General features: G+C 66.4%; 18 protein-coding genes. 8 read left to right on the forward strand and 10 right to left on the reverse strand.

Features of this window, described 5'->3' with window-relative positions; translation table 11 throughout:
- The first annotated feature begins 296 nt into the window (after positions 1 to 296).
- Entirely contained in the window at positions 297 to 749 is a 453-nt protein-coding gene (locus UU9_RS07190; RefSeq protein ID WP_007081073.1) for a DUF192 domain-containing protein, read from the forward strand.
- Positions 750 to 966: 217 nt separating this feature from the next.
- Here the strand turns inward: UU9_RS07190 and UU9_RS07195 are convergent, their stop codons facing one another.
- The gene (locus UU9_RS07195; protein ID WP_040670504.1) at positions 967 to 1164 is read right to left on the reverse strand and encodes a rubredoxin; all 198 of its coding nucleotides are present in this window, start codon (positions 1162 to 1164) and stop codon (positions 967 to 969) included.
- A gap of 243 nt (positions 1165 to 1407) precedes the next feature.
- Here UU9_RS07195 and hemL point away from each other — a divergent pair, with 243 nt between their 5' ends.
- Entirely contained in the window at positions 1408 to 2691 is a 1284-nt protein-coding gene (hemL, locus tag UU9_RS07200; RefSeq protein ID WP_007081075.1) for a glutamate-1-semialdehyde 2,1-aminomutase, read from the forward strand.
- Positions 2692 to 2714: 23 nt separating this feature from the next.
- Here hemL and UU9_RS07205 read toward each other — a convergent pair whose 3' ends face one another.
- The 7 genes from UU9_RS07205 to UU9_RS07235 all read right to left on the reverse strand — a co-directional run bounded on the left by UU9_RS07205 (position 2715) and on the right by UU9_RS07235 (position 9405).
- The gene (locus UU9_RS07205; protein ID WP_007081076.1) at positions 2715 to 3185 is read right to left on the reverse strand and encodes a VOC family protein; all 471 of its coding nucleotides are present in this window, start codon (positions 3183 to 3185) and stop codon (positions 2715 to 2717) included.
- A 70-nt stretch (positions 3186 to 3255) separates the two neighbouring features.
- Complete coding sequence (locus tag UU9_RS07210) at positions 3256 to 3684, reverse strand: HIT family protein (protein ID WP_007081077.1); 429 nt, start codon at positions 3682 to 3684, stop codon at positions 3256 to 3258.
- The gene (locus UU9_RS07215; RefSeq protein WP_007081078.1) at positions 3684 to 4916 is read right to left on the reverse strand and encodes an acetylornithine/succinylornithine family transaminase; all 1233 of its coding nucleotides are present in this window, start codon (positions 4914 to 4916) and stop codon (positions 3684 to 3686) included. Before UU9_RS07215 ends, UU9_RS07210 begins: the two co-directional genes overlap by 1 nt.
- A 175-nt stretch (positions 4917 to 5091) precedes the next feature.
- Positions 5092 to 6423: a sigma-54 interaction domain-containing protein gene (locus tag UU9_RS07220; RefSeq protein ID WP_007081079.1), complete on the reverse strand. Its 1332-nt coding sequence runs from the start codon at positions 6421 to 6423 to the stop codon at positions 5092 to 5094.
- A gap of 236 nt (positions 6424 to 6659) precedes the next feature.
- Positions 6660 to 7235 (reverse strand): LON peptidase substrate-binding domain-containing protein, encoded by a 576-nt coding sequence (locus UU9_RS07225; RefSeq protein WP_007081080.1) that lies wholly within the window; start codon positions 7233 to 7235, stop codon positions 6660 to 6662.
- A 94-nt stretch (positions 7236 to 7329) separates the two neighbouring features.
- Positions 7330 to 8778, reverse strand: coding sequence for a UDP-N-acetylmuramate:L-alanyl-gamma-D-glutamyl-meso-diaminopimelate ligase (mpl, locus tag UU9_RS07230; protein WP_007081081.1), 1449 nt, complete (start codon positions 8776 to 8778; stop codon positions 7330 to 7332).
- Positions 8779 to 8820: 42 nt separating this feature from the next.
- Positions 8821 to 9405 (reverse strand): adenylate kinase, encoded by a 585-nt coding sequence (locus UU9_RS07235; protein WP_040670507.1) that lies wholly within the window; start codon positions 9403 to 9405, stop codon positions 8821 to 8823.
- A gap of 205 nt (positions 9406 to 9610) precedes the next feature.
- On the opposite strand from UU9_RS07235, the gene UU9_RS07240 reads away from it, so the two are divergent.
- The 6 genes from UU9_RS07240 (at position 9611) to ppa (ending at position 17644) form a co-directional block, all read left to right on the forward strand.
- A complete protein-coding gene (locus UU9_RS07240; protein WP_007081083.1) occupies positions 9611 to 10888 on the forward strand; it encodes a 6-phosphofructokinase in 1278 nt (425 codons plus the stop codon).
- 139 nt (positions 10889 to 11027) lie between these two features.
- Positions 11028 to 11456, forward strand: coding sequence for an RcnB family protein (locus tag UU9_RS07245; protein ID WP_007081084.1), 429 nt, complete (start codon positions 11028 to 11030; stop codon positions 11454 to 11456).
- A gap of 164 nt (positions 11457 to 11620) precedes the next feature.
- A complete protein-coding gene (locus UU9_RS07250) occupies positions 11621 to 13672 on the forward strand; it encodes a sodium-translocating pyrophosphatase (protein WP_007081085.1) in 2052 nt (683 codons plus the stop codon).
- 256 nt (positions 13673 to 13928) lie between these two features.
- On the forward strand, positions 13929 to 16058 hold the full coding sequence (locus tag UU9_RS07255) for a prolyl oligopeptidase family serine peptidase (RefSeq protein ID WP_040670508.1): 2130 nt from the start codon (positions 13929 to 13931) through the stop codon (positions 16056 to 16058).
- 86 nt (positions 16059 to 16144) lie between these two features.
- Positions 16145 to 16993: a 2OG-Fe(II) oxygenase gene (locus UU9_RS07260; protein ID WP_007081087.1), complete on the forward strand. Its 849-nt coding sequence runs from the start codon at positions 16145 to 16147 to the stop codon at positions 16991 to 16993.
- A gap of 105 nt (positions 16994 to 17098) precedes the next feature.
- Positions 17099 to 17644 carry an inorganic diphosphatase gene (gene ppa / locus UU9_RS07265; RefSeq protein WP_007081088.1) on the forward strand — a complete coding sequence of 182 codons (546 nt, stop codon included), beginning with the start codon at positions 17099 to 17101 and terminating at the stop codon, positions 17642 to 17644.
- Between the two features lie 72 nt (positions 17645 to 17716).
- Here ppa and UU9_RS07270 read toward each other — a convergent pair whose 3' ends face one another.
- Entirely contained in the window at positions 17717 to 18742 is a 1026-nt protein-coding gene (locus tag UU9_RS07270) for a DUF2333 family protein (RefSeq protein ID WP_007081089.1), read from the reverse strand.
- Positions 18743 to 18789: 47 nt separating this feature from the next.
- Positions 18790 to 19698 (reverse strand): LysR family transcriptional regulator, encoded by a 909-nt coding sequence (locus tag UU9_RS07275; RefSeq protein WP_007081090.1) that lies wholly within the window; start codon positions 19696 to 19698, stop codon positions 18790 to 18792.
- Between the last annotated feature and the right edge of the window lie 12 nt (positions 19699 to 19710).

Consider the following 19710-nt stretch of genomic DNA (forward strand, 5'->3'; position numbering starts at 1 on the left):
GTCAAAGATCGTTCGCTTGGTACCGGTTTTCCCGGTACCGCCCCAAGACGTTTCGTCCTAGGTGAGCCGCCCATCTTACATCGATTTTCCTGACCGTCAACACCCTTGAAACAAAATCTTTCGCGGTGATTTGTGTTGCGGAAGGCCTTCGCGAATGGCGTCTCGTCGAAGGGGCGTGAATCATAGCGCCGTGCCGCCCATCTGTGAAGGGGCCGGTAAACTTTTCTTCCGAATCGTCGTTCGGCAGCACTGCTGTGCACCGCTAGACTGCCTGCTCTGCCTGCGCGAGCGAAGCGATGAAAACATGGTTTTTTGCGGTACTTGTCCTGCTTGCCGGTTGCGCCAACGCGGCGTCATCCGTGCACACGTCTGTCACGGTGGCGTTGCACGGACAGCGTTTCTCGGTGGAACTGGCCACCGACAACGCGCAGCGGCAACGAGGACTGATGATGCGGCAGTCGCTTCCTGCCGATCGAGGCATGTTGTTCGTGTTTCCGCGTACGGAGCCGCAGGCGTTCTGGATGAAGAACACGCTCATTCCGCTGGACATGCTCTATTTCGATGCCGCGCGGCAGCTGGTGTCGATGCAGTTGAACGTGCCGCCGTGCCGGGCAGATCCCTGCCCGGTCTATCCCAGCGAGGGCCCGGCGCGCTACGTGCTTGAGCTTTCGGGCGGGACGGCGCGACGGATAGGGGCGCAGCCTGGCGATGAACTGAAGATCGAGGGCGAGATCGGCCCCGTGCGTTGATCTGAAGGCCGCGAATCCAGCAGCCCGACGCGGTAGGGGATCAGATCCTCCGGCCGCAGTGTTTCCAGCATGTCCCATTCATCTTCGAACGGTATGAACTGTTGCATGGGGATGCTCCCGGCAAAGTCGTACGCGGCGCGTACTTGAGGAACATCAGAGCAGGCGGCCCGGCGGTTTTGCTGTCCGGATCGGGCCGATTGCTGGCAGAACGCGGACGTCAGTCCAGCTCGATCATCTCGAAGTCGTCCTTGGTGGTGCCGCAGTCGGGACAGGTCCAGGTGTCCGGCACGTCCTCCCAACGCGTTCCGGGGGCGATCCCCTCCTCCGGCACACCCTCCGCTTCGTCGTAGATATAGCCGCAAACAACGCACATCCATTTGCGCAAGGCCGTGGCCTGGTTGGAACTGGCACTCATGATAGGAATTCTTCGATCGTGACTGGATTCGCCATTCTCGCAACTCGTCCCACGATGCGAAAGCGCACTGCGGCCCGATTGCATCGACGGGTCGCCTGCGTTGCGTGTCAAAACGTCACGCCAATGGCACGGCGGCTGGCGATGGATCGCCGCACAACGGAGAATGGTCGGCCTGATGGCCGCTCCGGCGGCATGTAGCGCCTCCCAGCGCATCGCCCTGCTCCCCACTTTCCGGAATTTCACATGACCACCAACCAAGAGCTGTTCCATCGTGCCCAGCGGCTGATGCCCGGCGGCGTGAATTCGCCGGTGCGTGCGTTCAAGTCGGTGGGCGGCGAGCCATTCTTCACCGCAAAGGCCGACGGCGCCTATCTGTGGGATGTCGAAGGGCGGCGCTACATCGACTATGTCGGTTCCTGGGGTCCCATGATCGTGGGCCACAACCACCCGGCCGTGCGCGAGGCGGTGGAACGCGCAGTAAAGGATGGGCTGTCGTTCGGCACGCCCTGCGCGGCCGAGGTGACCATGGCCGAGACGATCACCCGGCTGATTCCCTCGATCGACATGGTGCGCATGGTCAACTCCGGTACCGAGGCCACGATGTCGGCGATCCGGCTGGCACGTGGCGCCACCGGCCGCAGCAAAATCGTGAAGTTCGAAGGCTGTTACCACGGGCACGGCGACAGCTTTCTGGTGAAGGCCGGTTCGGGCGCGCTCACTTTCGGCGTGCCTACCTCGCCCGGTGTGCCCAGTGCGAATGCCGATCTCACGCTGACCTTGCCGTTCAACGATATCGATGCGGCGCGGACACTGTTCGCCGAGCACGGCGCCGATGTCGCCGCGCTGATCATCGAGCCGGTCGCCGGCAACATGAACTGCATCCCGCCGAAGGACGGCTACCTCGCCGCGCTGCGCGAACTGTGCACGAATCACGGCACGGTGCTGATCTTCGACGAAGTGATGACCGGATTCCGCGTGGCGCTTGGCGGCGCGCAGGCGCATTACGGCGTTACGCCCGATCTCACCACGTTCGGCAAGATCATCGGTGGCGGCATGCCGGTGGGTGCGTACGGCGGCAGGCGCGACCTGATGGAACAGATTGCCCCCAGCGGTCCGATCTACCAGGCCGGCACCCTGAGCGGCAACCCGGTGGCGATGGCCGCGGGCCTGGCGATGCTGGAGCTGATCCAGGCACCAGGCTTCCACGAGCAACTCGCCGCCCGTACCCGCCTGCTCACCGATGGCTTCCAATCCGTAGCTGATGGCGAAGGCGTGCCGTTCAGCACGAATCGTGTCGGCGGCATGTTCGGCTTGTTCTTCAGCGCGGCCAAGGTCGAGAGCTACGCACAGGCGACGGCGGCGGACAGCGCCCTGTTCAACCGCTTCTTCCACGGCATGCTGGAGCGCGGCGTGTATCTGGCACCTTCGGCGTTCGAGGCCGGCTTCATGTCCAGCGCGCACAGCGACCAGGACATCGCCGATACGCTGGAAGCCGCACGCGGCGCGCTACGCCAGGCGCGCGGCTGACGAAGACGCGCGCCGCATGGGCGTCACCAGACGCCCGTGTTCGGCATGGATGCCCACGGTTCGCGCGGTTCCAGGTGTCCGTCCTGCAGCAACTCGATCGAGATGAGGTCGGGCGAGCGCACGAAGGCCATGTGGCCGTCGCGGGGCGGGCGATTGATGGTGTAACCCATTGACTGCAGGCGTTCGCAGGTGGCGTAGATGTCGTCCACGCGAAACGCCAGGTGGCCAAAATTGCGCGCGGAACCGTAGTCGTCGTCCACGCGAAACGCCAGGTGGCCAAAATTGCGCGCGGAACCGTAGTCCTCGTCGGCATCCCAGTTGTAGGTCAGCTCCACTTCCGCGTCCGGGCTTTCGGCCGCCGACAGGAACACCAGCGTGTAGCGCCCGGTGGGCACTTCCATGCGGCGCACTTCGCGCAGGCCCAGCCCTTCGCAATAGAAACGCAGGGAGGCGTCGAGGTCGCGTACGCGAACCATGCTGTGCAGATATTTCATCGCAGCTCCGTAGGGTGATGAAAAAAACCATGGTGCAACGCGGCCGGTGAGCGGCCGGTGCAGGTGTCGATCAATGATCGAGTCGCGCCTTGAGCGTGCGCGCGATGGCGGCGCGCTGATCCGCATCACTCTGCGGCGGCACACCCTCAGGATACACCCGCAGCAGACCGTCGTCGACCCGGCGCGGGTGCACGTGCAGGTGGAAATGGAAGACCTCCTGCCCGCCCGCTTCGCCGTTCGACTGCCACAGGTTCAAGCCCGGCGGGTCGTACGCGGCACGCAACGCGCGGGCCACCCGCACGGCCGCCTGCATCACCGCCGCGGCCTCGTTGTCGGCCAGCGCGTAGATATCGGGCACATGCCGGCGTGGTATCACCAGCACGTGGCCCGGCACCGCCTGGCGCCAATCCATGAAGGCCAGCACCTTGTCATCGTCCAGGATCACGCTGGCCGGCGTCGCGCCGGTGGCAATCGCGCAGAACGGGCAGGCGTCATCCATCAGGCGGACGTCAGCTCCCGCACGGCCAGGCGCAAGCGCGACAGCCCTTCGACCACGTCGGCGCCGCCGATGTTCAGCGGGGGCACCAGCCGCAGGACATCCGGCCCGGCCTGCAGCAGCAGCAACCCATGTTTCGCCGCGCATTCCAGGATTTCGCCGGCGCGGCCCTTGTAGGCGTCAGCCAGGACCGCACCCAGCATCAGCCCACGACCACGGATGCTGGCGAACAGGCCGCTTTCCTCGCCGATCGCGGCCAGACCCGCACGGAGCGCCGCACCCTGCTTCTCCACATTGGCCAGCAACACCGGCGACGCCAGTTTGCGCAGCGCGACGCGCGCCACCGCGGCCGCCATGGGGTTGCCGCCGAAGGTGGTGCCATGTGCGCCGTACTGCATGACCTCGGCCACCTTGGGCCCGGCCAGCATCGCGCCGATGGGGAAGCCGCAACCCAGCGCCTTGGCCAGGGTGACGATATCGGGTGTTACGCCGTCTTGCGGGTGGGCAAACAAGGTGCCCGTGCGACCCATGCCGCACTGGATTTCGTCCAGCACCAGCAAGGCGTCGTGCGCGTCGCACAATTCGCGCACCCGCTTCAGGAAGCCCGGTGCGGCGGGCATGACACCGCCCTCGCCCTGCACCGGCTCGACCATCACCGCAGCGATGTCATTGGCGGCAAATGCCGCCTCCAGCGCCGACGCGTCGTTGAAATCCAGGTAGCGGAAACCGTCCGGCAACGGCTCGTAGCCCTGCTGGTATTTCGGCTGCGCGGTGGCGGTAACGGCGCCCAGCGTGCGGCCATGGAAGGAGCCGCGGAAAGTAACGATCACCCGCCGCTCCGGTGGCCGGCCTTGCGCGGTGGCCCACTTGCGCACCAGCTTGATCGCCGCCTCGTTTGCCTCGGAGCCGGAGTTGCACAGGAACACGCGCTCGGCGAACCCCGACGCCGCCACCAGTTCCTCGGCCAACCGCAGCGGTGGCTCGGTATAGAACACGTTGCTGGCGTGCCACAACTTGTGCGCCTGCGCAGTCAGCGCGGCCAGCAGGTCCGGGTCCTGATGTCCCAGCGAGTTCACCGCGATACCGGCGCCGAAATCCACGTAATCGTTGCCGTCGGTATCCCACAGACGCGAACCCCTGCCGTAGTCGAGCACCATGGCGCGCGGTCGATACAGCGGCAACCAGTAGTGGGCGAGGTCGATCAGGGATGCCGTGTTGGGGCTGGGCGATTGCATGAGTGGCTCCAGACTTCGCCATCGGCGAAGCCTCGTGGAATCGGAAGGGAAAGGTGTCGGTCCACCCGCAAGCGGGTGGCTTCCCGTCAATTATCCACGTACGGCGCCGGAACCTGAAGCCGTGGCCCGCAAGGTCACCCGTCGCGCCCCCGCACACCCGCTCGCGGCCAGCGGATCAGCGCATGTCCTCCAGCTGCAGCTGGTGCTTTTTGCACAGCCGGTAGACGGTGACCCGGGAGATGCTCAGCCGGCGCGCGCATTCGCTGATGTTGAACTGGCTCTCGCGCAGGCAGGCGACGATGGCGTCGCGTTCGGCCGCCACGCGTGCCAGGCCAAGACTGCGATGGATCATGCCGACGTTGGTGCGCAGATCCAGATCCGCCGGGCCGATCAGTGCATCCTCCGCCACGACGGCGGCACGCTGCACCCGGTTCAGCAATTCACGCACGTTGCCGGGCCAGGAGTAGCTGCGCATCGCACGCCGCGCGGCACTGCTGAAGCCACGCGCGTAGCTGCAGTGCTGCTCGCGGAAGTGATCCAGAAAATGCTGCGCCAGCAGTTCGACATCGCCACCGCGTTCGCGCAGCGGCGGCATGTGCAGGCGCAGGACATTGAGGCGGTAGTACAGATCCTCGCGGAAGCTGCCTTGCGCCACCGCCTTTTCCAGGTCGACATGGGTGGCGGCCAGCACGCGCACGTCGATGCTGATCGGCTGGCTGCTGCCCACGCGCTCCAGCGAGCCTTCCTGCAGAAAACGCAGCAGGTTGGTCTGCGCTTCCAGCGGAAGATCGCCCACCTCATCCAGGAATACGGTGCCGCCGGCGGCGCTCTCGATGTGTCCGATACGCCGCATGTTGGCGCCGGTGAACGCGCCGCGCTCATGGCCGAACAGCTCCGACTGCACCAGGTTGGGCGCCAGCGCGCCGCAGTTGATCGGCACGAACGGCCCGGCGCGGCGGGCCGACATGCGATGCAGCGCGGCGGCGGCCACTTCCTTGCCCGTGCCGGTCTCGCCGGTGATCAATACGGGCAGCTCAACGGGGGCAAACTTGTGCACGCTGGCCACCGTGGTGACCATCACGGGGCTGCGACCCACCATCTCCGCCAGATGATCGCCGCCGGTGACGTCCTGCCGCGCCGCGTTCCCTGCCCGCCGCAACGCTTCCAGCAGCCGCGGCATGTCGACCGGCGCCATCAGGATCTCGCGGCCGCTTTCCAGCACGCGTTTCGCCGACGGCTCCCGCGCGGGTGTTTCCGGTGCGCGCAACACGATCCAGGGGATGCCGCTGTGCTCGGCCATCAGTCGATCCATCGATGCCAGCGCCGGCGCGTCGCAGTGGCGCATGTCGGCCAGCGCGACGACGCCGTCACCCTGGTGCGCCCCCGTATCCACGCCAATCGCGGTACCGACCCGGCGAATCTGCCAGCCGGCCCGGATCAGGATGTCACGCTCATGTTCGGCGGGGTGGCCGAACCACACCACACAACCCCGGCTGCCATTGACCATTTGCCGCTCCCGCCCAGGCTCTGGCGTGCACCAGAAACCTCGGTTCAGGCAACCCGGCCCCCTTCCGCAGCTGCTCCATGTCCTTGTCGCATCCGTGATGCGCCCCGCACGCTATCCAGCCGTTCGGAACGCACCACACCGAGCGCCAATAATGCACCCTGGTGGCGTGAAGAATCAGTGTGCTTTCAGCCAGTTGGACACTGGCCTTACGGCCTGCCCCAATCGGCCTACGTGGCCTAGGATTTCTGGAACCGGGGCAGCACGTCGCGCAGTTCGGCGAGCCGCTGCAAGGGGTCGGTCAGTTCCAGCATGTGCTGCTGCTCCTCCACGTCCAGCGGCAGCAGTTCGGCAAGGCGGAACCCTACCCAGCCGGCATCGTCGTACATCGAACGCGGCGCGTGGCGGGACTGTGGCGTCATCGTTTCCACCAGTCGCTCGGCGATGCTTTGCAACAGCGCGAATTCCACCGGGACCTCCTTTCGCGGTTCGGGCGGCCACATCGCCACGCTGCCACGCAGCAGCCCGTCGGAGCGCGCGCGGGTGCGGTCGACACGGAAACGCGCACCGCCCTCGACCACGATCGTCAGCAGCCCGTCGCCGCCGGTATGGAAATCGGTGATGCGAGCAATCGTGCCCACCGCAGCGGGAATCGCCGGCGCGCCCGTCTCGCGCCCCTGCAGGATCAGGCAGATGCCGAAGCCGCTGTCCTGCCGCGCACATTCGCGCACCATGTCCAGATAGCGCGGCTCGAAAATGCGCAAGGCCAGCTGCCCGCCGGGAAACAGCACGGTGCGCAGCGGAAACAACGGCATATCGGGGAGGGGAGCGGGGCCGGCCATGCGTTCGAGTTAGTCACAAGCCATCGCGTGAACGCAAGCCACGGGCACGCGGAGGCGCGGGCGAAAGTTACTGCCTCGCCATCCGCTCGACAAAGCGGTGCGGCGCGTTGTCGAAGCCGCCGTTGGACATGAACACCACCTGGTCGCCAGGTCGCGCCAACGCCTGCAGATCCGCCAGCAGTGCGTCGACGCTGGAAGCGGTGGTTCCGCGGCCCTGCAGCGCGTCGGTGACCTCGGCCGCATTCCACGGCAGGTCGGGGCGCTGCAGGAAAACCACCGCGTCGGCATCGGCCAGCGACGGTGCCAGCGCGGCGGCATGCGCGCCCTGGCGCATGGAATTGGAGCGCGGCTCCAGCGCCACCAGAATGCGCCCTGCGCCGACCTTTGCGCGCAACCCCGCCAGCGTGGTGGCGATGGCGGTGGGGTGGTGGGCGAAATCGTCATAGACGTGCACGCCACCGGCTTCACCGACCAGCTCCATCCGCCGTTTCACGCTGCGGAAATCGGCAAACGCCGGCAACAGTGCGCGTGGATCGGCACCCGCCGCCGTGGCGGCAGCCAGCGCGGCCAGCGCGTTCATCACGCTGTGGTTGCCCAGCAGGGGCCAGCGGATTTCACCGATCAGTTCGCCTTTTCGATGCACGGCAAACGCCGAGCCGTCCGCCTCGATCAGGCTGGCCTGCCAGTCGCCGCAACCGATGCCGAAGGTTTCCACCGGCGTCCAGCAGCCCATCGCCAGCACGTCGGCCAGGCGTTCGTCGGAAGCGTTGACGATGAGCCGACCGTTGCCGGGCACCGTGCGCACCAGGTGGTGGAACTGGCGCTGGATCGCGGCCACGTCGGGGAAGATGTCCGCGTGGTCGTATTCCAGGTTGTTGAGGATCGCGATGCGCGGCCGGTAATGCACGAATTTGCTGCGCTTGTCGAAAAACGCGGTGTCGTATTCGTCCGCCTCAATCACAAACGGCGCAGCCAAAGGCTGCTCCACCCTAACGTCCCCCGCTCGCGGGGGAAGGAGACGCGCAGCGCCGGAAGGGGGGCTCTGGGCGCCGCGCGGCTCCATCCCGCCCAGCCTCGCCGAGACCCCGAAATTCCCCGGCACCCCGCCCACCAGAAATCCGGGCGCCATTCCCGCGCTTTCCAGCAGATGCGCCAGCAGGCTCGTGGTGGTGGTCTTGCCATGCGTGCCGGCTACCGCCAGCACGTCGCGCCCGGCCAGCACCGTCTCGCCCAGCCATTGCGGGCCGGAAACGTAGCGCAGGCGCTGGTCGAGCATGTATTCCACTGCGGGGTTGCCGCGGCTCATCGCGTTGCCGACCACCACCAGATCAGGCGCCGGCTGCAGATGCTTCGCGTCGTAGCCACGCATCAGCTCGATGCCGAGGGCTTCGAGCTGGTCGCTCATCGGTGGGTAGACGTTGGCGTCGGAACCCTCGACCGTGAGGTCGAGCTCGCGCGCCAGGGCGGCGACACCGCCCATGAAGGTGCCGCAGATACCGAGAATATGCAGACGCATGCCGGGCTTCCTGAAAACCCTTCCCGACGGGAAGGGGAAAACTCAGCCGTTGGCCACTACCGGGGCGCGGTGCAGTGCCTGCTTGATGCGCACGGTGACTTCGTCCAGCTCACCCACGCCATCGACCACCTGCAGCTTGCCGCGGCGGGCGTAGAAATCGGCGACCGGCGCGGTCTGCTCGGCAAAGATGCCCAGCCGGCGGCGCACGGTGTCGGGGTTGTCGTCGGCGCGGCCCTCGGCGGCGAAACGGATTTCGCAGCGACGAATGATGGCTTCGTTGGGCACTTCCAGCTTGATCACCGCATCCAGCGGCTGGCCGATCTTTGCCAGCAGCTGATCCAGCGCATCGGCCTGGGCCAGGTTGCGCGGGTAGCCGTCGAGGATGAAACCCGCCTTGGCATCAGGCTGGGCCAGGCGGTCTTCCAGCATGCCCAGCAGGATGTCGTCGGAAACCAGCTGGCCGGCGTCCATCACCGCCTTGGCCTTGAGACCCATCGGCGTGCCGGCGGCCACGGCCGCGCGCAGCATGTCGCCGGTCGAGATATGCGGCACACCAAGATCCGTCTTCAACCGGGCGGCTTGTGTACCTTTGCCCGAGCCGGGCGCACCAAGTAGGACGAGTCGCATAATGCTCCACAAGTTCGACGGGCCGCCGCACACTGCCGCCGCCCGAACGTATCCCGAAAACCAACCGTCAAATTAACGTCTGCACCCGTTTCCGTCAAACCGTGCATGCTGCCGCGTCACGCCGCCGGGCGCTGGCGGCCCGCACCGGTTGCCGCCTTGAAGTCACCCGGCGACACTCCGCTTTTGCCGTTTTCCGAGGACAGCCATGAGCCCCGCCCGTCGTTCCTCCGCCACCACCGGAAACCTGTTGTACGCCCAGTCCGGCGGCGTCACCGCCGTCATCAACGCCACCGCCGCCGGCGTCATCGAGGCGGCGCGTGCCAGGGGCGTCAAGGTTTACGCCGCGCGCAACGGCATCCTGGGCGCGCTGCGCGAGGATCTGATCGACACCACAAAGGAAACCGCCAGCGCCATTGCCGCCCTGCGCCATACGCCGGGTGGCGCGTTCGGCTCGTGCCGCTACAAGCTGAAGTCGCTGGAGGACAACCGCGCCGAGTACGAGCGGCTGATCGAGGTGTTCCGCGCCCACGACATCCGCTGGTTCCTCTACAACGGTGGCAACGACTCGGCCGATACCGCGCTGAAGCTGTCGCGTATCGGCAAAACCCTGGGCTACGACATCCGCTGCATCGGCGTGCCCAAAACGGTGGACAACGACCTGGCCGTCACCGACTGCTGCCCGGGTTTCGGCTCGGTGGCCAAATACACCGCCATCTCCACCCTGGAAGCCAGCCTCGATGTGGCCTCGATGGCGGAAACTTCGACCAAGGTGTTCATCCTGGAAGTGATGGGCCGCCACGCCGGCTGGATCGCGGCCGCCGCCGGGCTGGCCGGCGAAGGTCCCGACGCGGCGCCGCATATCATCCTGTTTCCGGAAAACGCGTTCGACGAGGCGGCGTTCCTGGCGCGGGTGAAGGCCACGGTGGAACGCGTGGGCTGGTGCACCGTGGTGGCGTCCGAGGGTGTGCGCAACGCGGCGGGTCAGTTCCTGGCCGAAGCAGGCACGCGCGACGCGTTCGGCCACGCGCAGCTGGGCGGCGTGGCGCCGGTGCTGGCGGCGCTGGTGAAGGAGAAGCTGGGCTACAAGTATCACTGGGCGGTGCCCGATTACCTGCAACGCTCGGCCCGGCATGCGGCCTCGAAGGTGGACGCCGACCAGGCTTTCGCGGTGGGTCGCGCCGCGGTCGACTACGCACTGGCCGGCATGAACGCGGTGATGCCGGTGATCGTGCGCAGCGCCGACGCGCCGTACCGCTGGAAGATCGAACCGGCACCGCTGGCGAAGATCGCCAACCGCGAAAAGAAAATGCCGAAAAGCTTCATCACCCGCGACGGCTTCGGCATCACTGCCGCCGCGCGCCGCTATCTGTCGCCGCTGATCCGTGGCGAGGCACCGTTGCCCTATGGCAAGAACGGCCTGCCCAACTACGTGAGGCTGAAAAACACGGCGGTGACCGCCCGGCTGCCCGCGTTCAAGCCCTGAGATCGACGACCGAGCGCTTGCTGAGTGCCGGCTGAAAAGCCAAAACCCCGCACGTGCGGGGTTCAGCTGCGCGTTTCTACGATTCACCCATCCGCTGCGACAGCCATCGTGCGTCGAGCGCTTACCGAGGGAGAACGCCATGAAACTTGTCAGTCGTTTGCTTATTGCCGTGGCCCTGCTGGCTACCGGCAACCTGGCGCTGGCCCAACACGGCCCTCGTGACCATGACCGGCGCGGTCAACATCATGAACGCAACGACCATCGCTACGACGGGCGCCGCGGCGGTCATGACCGCCATGATGTCCGCCGTCACGACGACCGCCGCTACAACCGCACGCGCGTGGTCATCCACGAAGATCACCGCCGCTATGGCTACGACCGTCCGCACTACCGTCATCGCTGGCAGCGCGGCCATCGCTATGGCGGGCCGATTTACGTGGTGCGCGATTACCGCCACTACCGCCTGCGCCCGCCGCCGCGTGGCTATCACTGGGTGAGGGCCGACAACAGCGATTACCTGCTGGTCGCCATCGCCACCGGCATCATCATGGATGTGGCGTTGCACTGATCACACGCCGTTGCGATAACCGAGGCCGTGCATTCGTGCACGGCCTCTTCGTTTCCGCCCCCGGAAAGACGCTGCGCCGCACAACGCTCCGCGCGCCAACCTCTGCCTATACTCGATGCGACCGCCCGTCCGGACGGCCACTGACAACTCAAGGGGAGGCTCCGATGCTGCAGCAGTATGGCTGGTGGATCGTTCTGGGGTGTGCCGTAGTGGCGGTGTTGTACGGCGCGTTGTCGGCACGCTGGATCCTGGCGAAATCGCCAGGCAATGAACGGATGCAGGAAATCGCGGCGGCAATCCAGGAAGGCGCCCGCGCCTACCTCAACCGCCAGTACACCACCATCGCGATGGTCGGCGTGGTGCTGCTTCTGCTGATCGGTTTTTTCCTCAGCTGGCCGACGGCGATCGGCTTTCTGCTGGGCGCCGCACTGTCCGGCGCGGCCGGCTATATCGGCATGAACGTTTCGGTACAGGCCAACGTGCGCACCGCCGAGGCGGCGCGCGGTGGCTTGAGCAAGGCGATGGATGTGGCGTTCCGCGGCGGCGCCATCACCGGCATGCTGGTGGTGGGGCTGGCGTTGCTGGGCGTAGCCGGTTACTGGCTGATCCTCAACCGCATGGGCATCACCGGCGAGCCGGCGCTGCATGCGCTGGTCGGCTTTGCCTTTGGCAGCTCGCTGATCTCCATCTTCGCGCGGCTGGGTGGCGGCATCTTCACCAAGGGTGCGGACGTGGGCGCGGACCTGGTCGGCAAGGTCGAGGCCGGCATTCCCGAGGATGACCCGCGCAACCCCGCGGTGATCGCCGACAACGTGGGCGACAACGTGGGCGACTGCGCCGGCATGGCCGCCGACCTGTTCGAGACCTATGCGGTCACGGTGATCGCCACCATGCTGCTGGGCAGCCTGATGGTGAGCGAAGTCGGTGCCAACGCGGTGCTGTATCCGCTGCTGCTGGGCGCGGTGTCGATCATCGCCTCGATCATCGGCACGCTGTTCGTGAAGGTGAAACCCGGCGGCTCGATCATGGGCGCGCTGTACAAGGGCGTGGTGGTGTCGGCGGTGCTGGCGGCGGTGGCGTTCTACCCCATCACCACGCGCCTGATGCCCGATTTCAGCCACGGCGCGATGAACCTGTGGGGCTGCACCCTGATCGGCCTGGCACTGACCGGCGCCATCGTGTGGATCACCGAGTACTACACCGGCACGCAGTACAAACCGGTGCAGCACATCGCGGCGGCCTCCACCACCGGCCACGGCACCAACATCATCGCCGGCCTGGGCGTGTCGATGAAATCCACCGCGTGGCCGGTGATCGCGGTATGCGCCGCGATCTGGGGTGCGTTTGCGCTGGGTGGCCTGTACGGCATCGCGATCGCCGCAACGGCCATGCTTTCCATGGCCGGCATGATCGTGGCGCTGGATGCCTACGGCCCGATCACCGACAACGCCGGCGGCATCGCCGAGATGGCCGACCTGCCACCGGAAGTGCGCGGCGTCACCGATCCGCTCGATGCGGTCGGCAACACCACCAAGGCGGTGACCAAGGGTTACGCGATCGGTTCAGCGGCGCTGGCCGCGCTGGTGCTGTTCGCCGATTACACGCACAACCTCAGCCAGCACTTCAATGGCGCCATCGTGAGTTTCGACCTGTCGAACCACTACGTGATCATCGGCCTGCTGATCGGCGGCCTGATCCCGTACCTGTTCGGCGCGATGGCGATGGAAGCCGTCGGCCGCGCGGCCGGTGCGGTGGTGGTGGAAGTGCGCCGTCAGTTCCGTGATATCCCGGGCATCATGGCCGGCACCGCCAAGCCGGAATATTCGCGCGCGGTGGATATGCTGACCAAGTCGGCGATCCGCGAAATGATCGTGCCCTCGCTGTTGCCGGTGCTGGTGCCGGTGCTGGTGATCTTCGGCTTCAAATGGCTGGGCGGCCCCGAAGCCGGCGCGCAGGCGCTGGGCGGCGTGCTGATCGGCACCATCGTCACCGGCCTGTTCGTGGCCATCTCGATGACCACCGGCGGCGGCGCCTGGGACAACGCCAAGAAATACATCGAAGACGGCAACCACGGCGGCAAAGGCTCGGAAGCGCACAAGGCCGCCGTCACCGGCGACACCGTGGGCGACCCGTACAAGGACACCGCGGGTCCCGCGGTGAACCCATTAATAAAAATCATCAACATCGTGGCGTTGCTTCTGATTCCCTTGCTGTAATCGAAGCAACGCCTGCCCGGCACCTTCGCCCCTCTCCCGCTTGCGGGAGAGGGGTTGGGGAGAGGGAACTCGAGCGCGTATCAGCTCCCAAACATCGCGTCTCCCGCTACCAATCCAGCCAATCTCCAAACGAACCCCGCCCATGCGGGGTTCGCCTTTTTCCGGCCGCGCCCACTCACCGCACTGACTTTAGTCACGCGTGCCCGGCGGGGCGCAATGGCACACTGGCGACGGATCACTTATCGCAGGACCTCCCATGACAATGAATCGATCGGTCTGGCTGATGCTGGCGCTGGGCGTCACACTGGCGGGCATGAACGACACCCATGCCCGCGACAAGACCACCGCCCAGCCCGCCACCGCGGCGGCCACCGACGATCCCTTCCTGTGGCTGGAAGACATCCACGGCACGCGCCCGCTGGCGTGGGTGGAAAAGGAGAACGCGAAGACCGCCGCCCGGTTCGCCGACGGCGCCAGGTTCGAGAAAACCCGCGACAGCATCCTCGAGGTGCTCGACTCCGACGCGCGCATCCCCGACGTCAACCGGCGCGGCGACTACCTGTACAACTTCTGGCGCGACAAGGCGCACCCGCGCGGCGTATGGCGGCGCACCACGCTGGCCGAATACCGCAAGGCGAACCCCGACTGGGAGGTGCTGCTGGACGTGGACGCGCTGAACCGGGCCGAAAACAAGCGCTGGGTGTTCAAGGGCACGCAATGCCTGAAGCCGGATTTCAATCGCTGTCTGATCTCGCTGTCGCCCGACGGCGGCGACGCGGTGGCCGTGCGCGAATTCGACATCCCCAGCAAATCATTCGTGAAAGGCGGCTTCGACCTGCCGGTGGCAAAAACCGAAGCCGGCTGGATCGACGACGACACGCTTTACGTCGGCACGGATTTCGGCCCTGGCACGATGACCGAATCGAGCTATCCGCGCATCGTCAAGGAGTGGAAGCGCGGCACGCCGCTGTCGGCCGCCACTATCGTGTATGAAGGCAAAGCCAGCGACCTGGCCGTTGGCGCCTACCACGACCGCACGCCGGGCTTCGAGCGCGATTTCGTCTCCGTGGCGAAGGACTTCTTCCACAGCGAGCTGTACCAGCGTATCGACGGCAAGCTGGTGCGCGTGGACGTGCCCACCGACGCCAGTGCCGACGCGCATCGCGAATGGCTGCTGGTGCAGACGCGCTCGCCATGGACGGTCGGCGGCACCACCTATCCGTCCGGCGCGCTGCTGGCGGCGAATTTCGATGCGTTCATGGCCGGCAAGCCGCAGTTCACGGTCTTGTTCAAACCCGATGCGCACACCTCGCTGGCCTCGTACGACTGGACCCAGCACCACCTGATCCTCGACATCCTGGATGACGTGAAGAGCCGGCTCGAAGTATTGACGCCGCAGGCGGGCGACTGGAAACGCGAAAACCTGCCCGGCGCGCCGGCCATGAGCACCATCAGCGTGGTCAGCACCGACCCCGACCACAGCGACGAATACTGGCTCGACGTCACCGGCTTCCTGGCGCCCACCGCGCTGCAACGTGGCGTGCTGGGCAGCGAGCCGGCCACCACGATCAAGCAGGACCCGGCGTTCTTCGACGCCTCGGCGTTCACCGTGAGCCAGCATTTCGTGACCTCGAAGGACGGCACCCGCGTGCCGTATTTCGAGATCGCCCCGAAAAACATCAAGCTCGACGGCAGCAATCGCACGCTGCTGTATGGCTACGGCGGTTTCGAAGTCTCGCTGCAGCCGCACTACAGCGGCAGCATCGGCCGCGCCTGGCTGGAACGCGGCGGCGTCTATGTGATCGCCAACATCCGCGGCGGCGGCGAATACGGCCCGCAGTGGCACCAGGCCGCCTTGAAGGCGAACCGCCCGCGCGCCTACGAGGATTTCGCGGCGGTGGCCGAGGACCTGATCAAGCGCGGTGTCACCTCGCCCAAGCACCTGGGCGCCGAGGGCGGCAGCAACGGCGGCCTGCTGATGGGCAACATGCTCACCGTGTATCCGCAGCTGTTTGGCGCCATCGCCTGCGAAGTGCCGCTGCTGGACATGAAGCGCTACTCGCACCTCTCCGCCGGCGCGTCGTGGATGGCCGAGTACGGTGACCCGGACACCGCGGACTGGGACTTCATCAAGACCTTCTCGCCGTACCAGAACGTGAAAAAAGCGGTCGACTACCCGCCGGTGCTGTTCTACACGGCTACCAGCGACGACCGCGTGGGTCCGGTGCAGGCGCGCAAGATGGCCGCGCGCATGCAGGCGCAAGGTCACCCGAACGTGTGGTTCTACGAGAACCTCGAAGGCGGCCACGGCGCCGGTGCGGACAACCGGCAATCCGCACACATGCACGCCATGGCCTACGATTTCCTGTGGGATCAGTTGAAGTAGCGGAAGGCCAGCGCCGGGGTATCGCGACCTGCCGGCGGTCTGGCGGGTAAGCTTTGCGCCTCCTCGATCAGCCCGACTGCCATCCCATGTACCCACGCGTCACCATCACCCCTGAACTGCGCGAATGGATTCTCGCGACCACCCGGGCCGGCCATGGCGTCGACGACGTCCTGCGCCTGATGAAGGAGAACGGCTACGACCCGCGGCAGAGCCGCAGCATCGTGGCCGAGGTGATGAAACTGCCGCTGGCCGCCCTGCACGCCAGCACCGGCAAGCCGGGCGGCTTGCGCACGACGCACCCGGAGGCACCGGAAGTCGTCGTCGACGGACGCACCATCGGCATCCCGCTCAGCGTCGACGCGCCGGCGTTGCGCGTGCTCGACGGCCTGCTGTCGGAACGGGAATGCGCCGACCTGATCGAGCTGGCACGGCCGCGCCTGCAGCGCGCGCTGACCGTGGACAGCGACGGCAAACAGCAGATCGATCAACGGCGCACCAGCGAGGGCATGTTCTTTCGCGCGGGCGAAACGCCTCTGGTCGCCGCCATCGAGCAGCGCCTGGCGCAGTTGCTTGGCGTGCCCGCCAGCCACGGCGAGGGCCTGCAGATCCTGCATTACGGCCCCGGGCAGGAATACGAGCCGCATTACGACTGGTTCGATCCGGCCCTGCCCGGCTACGACAAGCTCACCGCCCGCGCGGGGCAGCGCATCGCCAGCGTGGTGATGTACCTCAACACGCCCGAACGTGGCGGCGGCACGGCATTCCCCGAGATCGGGCTCACCGTGACGGCGCGGCGCGGGGCGGCGGTCTATTTCGCTTACGAAGGTGGCGATCAAAGCTCGCTGCACGCCGGCTTGCCGGTGCTCCAGGGCGAGAAATGGATCGCCACCCACTGGCTGCGCGAACGGCCCTTCGGGCAGGGTTCGAAGCGCTGATGCGGCGCCCGCCACGCCCCCTGCGGCAGCCTCGGTCGCTGCGATGCAGCAAGGTTTGGCGTATCCTAGGCGGCTGACTTTCCCCTCTCTTGCCTAGGACACCCCATGGGTCTGCATCTCGTCCCCGCCGGTCGCAACGTGCCGGAAGAAATCAACGTCATCATCGAAATCCCCAAGGATGCGGAGCCGGTGAAGTACGAGGTGGACAAGGAAAGCGGCGCGATCTTCGTCGACCGCATCCTGTCCACGCCGATGCGCTACCCGTGCAACTACGGCTACGTGCCCGGTACCCTGGGCGGCGACGGCGACCCGCTGGACGCGGTGGTGATCCTGCCGATGCCGCTGACCGTGGGCTCGGTGATCCGCTGCCATCCGGTCGGCATGCTGAAGATGACCGACGAGGCCGGTGCCGACGAAAAGCTGGTGGTGATCCCCTCGCCCAAGGTGTTCCCGGGCTACGCGCACATCAACGACATGAAAGGCGTCTCGCCGCATTGGCTGGAGCGCATCGGCCACTTCTTCGAGCACTACAAGGATCTGGAAAAGGGCAAGTGGGTCAAGGTCGAAGGATGGGCCGGTGCCGAGGAAGCGAAGGCCGAAATCGTGGCCGGCATTCAGCGCTACAAGGCCAGCCAGCCCAACAAGGCCTGATCAGCTGACACATCGACGGCGCGTCGCCTTGCGGTGACGCGCCGTTTTCATGTCCGCGCCATGCGCAATGGTTCAGCCGCGCTTGAGCAACTCGCGCAAGTCGATCAGCGCCGCATTCGCGCGCGACACGTAGTTCGCCATTACCAGTGAATGGTTGGCGAAGAAGCCGAACGGCGAACCATTGAGAACCATCGGGCTGTGCAGCGGACGCTGGGCATCTTCCAGCTCGCGAATCACCTGTTGCAGGCTCACATCCGCATGCTTGCTGCGCAGGATGGGACCGAAATCGTGCTGCATGGCCTTGAGCTGCTCCAGCAGCGTCCAGGTGTAGCCGCGCGCCTCGTAGAAGTTGTCGTCGATCTTCGTCCAGGGCGTTTTCACCAGCTGGCTGCGGGCGGGCGCACGCGTGGCGCTGCTGCTGGCGCTGGCCGGCTGGTCCGCGCCCGCCTCACCGATGCGCATCTGGCCCACGCTGGCCGACAACCGCTGCGACAACGAGCCCAGTCGCGACGACACCAGCTGCAGGTAATCAGCCAGGTTGTCGGCGCGGGCGTAGAAATGCGCCGACGCCCCCTCGTCGTCGCCCAGGCGCGACAGATAGCCGTCCAGATGGCCAATCGCCTTGCTGTACTGGCTCTCGGAACCGGGCAGCAGCCAGCGGTCGTTCGGGCTGTTGAGCAGCGGATCGGCTTCGGCCAGGTCCTTGTCTTCGGTGGACTGCGCCTGTGAGCGGCTGAAGTCGTTGCGCAGTGCGCGCACCAGGTCACGCGAGGCGGTGAGCGAGCCGAATTCCCAGTTTGGCACGTTGTCCATCCACGCGCCCGGCGGCAGCTTGTCGTTGCTGAGATAGCCGCCGCGCTTGTCCAGCAGGGTGCGCACCGATTCGATCAGGGTGGCGGTGGTGGTGGCGCCGACGCTGGCGGGCCGCTTCAGATCCCGCAACTGGGCCTGGGTGACGGCGGGTGGATCGAACAGCGGCGGCTCGGCGTCCCACCACCACATCAGCGCCAGCACCAGCAGCAACACCAGCGCAATGGCGGCGGCGATACCGCGCAACAGGCCGCGGCGCGGCGGATTCGTTGTGTCCGGAGTGGGCATCGGGATTCCTGTGGCTGGGCGGGGATACCGCAAGCTTACAACGCCGCTCAACACTCCCACGGCGGATGGTCGCCGAACCGTCCGGCCAGGAAATCGATGAAGGCCCGCACCCGCGGCGGCACCAGCCGGCGCTGCGGCATCACCGCGTAGATGCCGGTGGCATGGATGGGATAGTCCGGCAACAGCAGCTGCAACCGGCCACTGCGCAGTTGCTCGTGCACATGCCACAGTGAATGCATCGCGATGCCCAGCCCGGCTACCACCGCATCGCGCAACAGCGCGCCCTGGTTGCTCTCGAAACGGCCTTGCACCCGTTGCGCGATGTCGCGCCCCTTGCGGTCGGTGAAGTGCCACACATCCTGCCGGCCCTGGCTGCCGACCAGCAGCAGGCAATCGTGCCTGGCCAGATCCGCGGGCGTGCGTGGCAACCCATGCGTCTGCAGGTACGCCGGCGAGGCGCACAGCACGCGCCGATTGCTGGCCAGCCGGCGCGCCACCAGCGACGAGTCGCCCATTTCGCCGACGCGGATGCCCAGGTCGAAACCGGAGCCGACCAGATCCACGATCTGGTCATCGAGGTTCACGCTCAGCTTCACCCGCGGATGCAGGCCAAGAAACTCCGGCAGCAGCGGCGAAACGTATTGGCTGCCGAACGCAGCAGACATGGTGACCCGCAGCGTTCCGCTGACTTCGGTGGCGCTCTGGCGCAGTCCGCCGGTGAGCGATTCCAGATCCTCCACCAGCGCACGGCCCTGCTCGGCCAGTTGCATGCCCTCGGGCGTGGCATGCAGCTGGCGCGTGGTCCGGTGCAAAAGGCGCACCCCCAGTTCGCGCTCCAGCCGCTTCAGACGTTGGCTGGCCACCGCCACCGAAAGATCCAGGCTGCGCGCGGCGGCGCTGATCGAACCCAGGTCGAGCACGCGCAGAAACAGGCTGAGGTCGCCGATGCGGTCCATGACTATCAATTA

This window comes from Rhodanobacter fulvus Jip2, from assembly GCF_000264315.1.
Lineage (GTDB): Bacteria > Pseudomonadota > Gammaproteobacteria > Xanthomonadales > Rhodanobacteraceae > Rhodanobacter > Rhodanobacter fulvus.

Coding starts and splice junctions, on each gene's coding strand:
- ppa (WP_007081088.1), top strand. CDS start 17,099: ATGGGTCTGCATCTCGTCCCCGCCGGTCGCAACGTGCCGGAAGAAATC.
- UU9_RS07195 (WP_040670504.1), bottom strand. CDS start 1,164: ATGAGTGCCAGTTCCAACCAGGCCACGGCCTTGCGCAAATGGATGTGC.
- UU9_RS07225 (WP_007081080.1), bottom strand. CDS start 7,235: ATGCCGTTGTTTCCGCTGCGCACCGTGCTGTTTCCCGGCGGGCAGCTG.
- UU9_RS07245 (WP_007081084.1), top strand. CDS start 11,028: ATGAAACTTGTCAGTCGTTTGCTTATTGCCGTGGCCCTGCTGGCTACC.
- UU9_RS07210 (WP_007081077.1), bottom strand. CDS start 3,684: ATGGATGACGCCTGCCCGTTCTGCGCGATTGCCACCGGCGCGACGCCG.
- UU9_RS07260 (WP_007081087.1), top strand. CDS start 16,145: ATGTACCCACGCGTCACCATCACCCCTGAACTGCGCGAATGGATTCTC.
- UU9_RS07220 (WP_007081079.1), bottom strand. CDS start 6,423: ATGGTCAATGGCAGCCGGGGTTGTGTGGTGTGGTTCGGCCACCCCGCC.
- UU9_RS07215 (WP_007081078.1), bottom strand. CDS start 4,916: ATGCAATCGCCCAGCCCCAACACGGCATCCCTGATCGACCTCGCCCAC.
- UU9_RS07205 (WP_007081076.1), bottom strand. CDS start 3,185: ATGAAATATCTGCACAGCATGGTTCGCGTACGCGACCTCGACGCCTCC.
- UU9_RS07250 (WP_007081085.1), top strand. CDS start 11,621: ATGCTGCAGCAGTATGGCTGGTGGATCGTTCTGGGGTGTGCCGTAGTG.
- UU9_RS07275 (WP_007081090.1), bottom strand. CDS start 19,698: ATGGACCGCATCGGCGACCTCAGCCTGTTTCTGCGCGTGCTCGACCTG.
- UU9_RS07240 (WP_007081083.1), top strand. CDS start 9,611: ATGAGCCCCGCCCGTCGTTCCTCCGCCACCACCGGAAACCTGTTGTAC.
- mpl (WP_007081081.1), bottom strand. CDS start 8,778: ATGCGTCTGCATATTCTCGGTATCTGCGGCACCTTCATGGGCGGTGTC.
- UU9_RS07255 (WP_040670508.1), top strand. CDS start 13,929: ATGACAATGAATCGATCGGTCTGGCTGATGCTGGCGCTGGGCGTCACA.
- UU9_RS07190 (WP_007081073.1), top strand. CDS start 297: ATGAAAACATGGTTTTTTGCGGTACTTGTCCTGCTTGCCGGTTGCGCC.
- UU9_RS07270 (WP_007081089.1), bottom strand. CDS start 18,742: ATGCCCACTCCGGACACAACGAATCCGCCGCGCCGCGGCCTGTTGCGC.
- UU9_RS07235 (WP_040670507.1), bottom strand. CDS start 9,405: ATGCGACTCGTCCTACTTGGTGCGCCCGGCTCGGGCAAAGGTACACAA.
- hemL (WP_007081075.1), top strand. CDS start 1,408: ATGACCACCAACCAAGAGCTGTTCCATCGTGCCCAGCGGCTGATGCCC.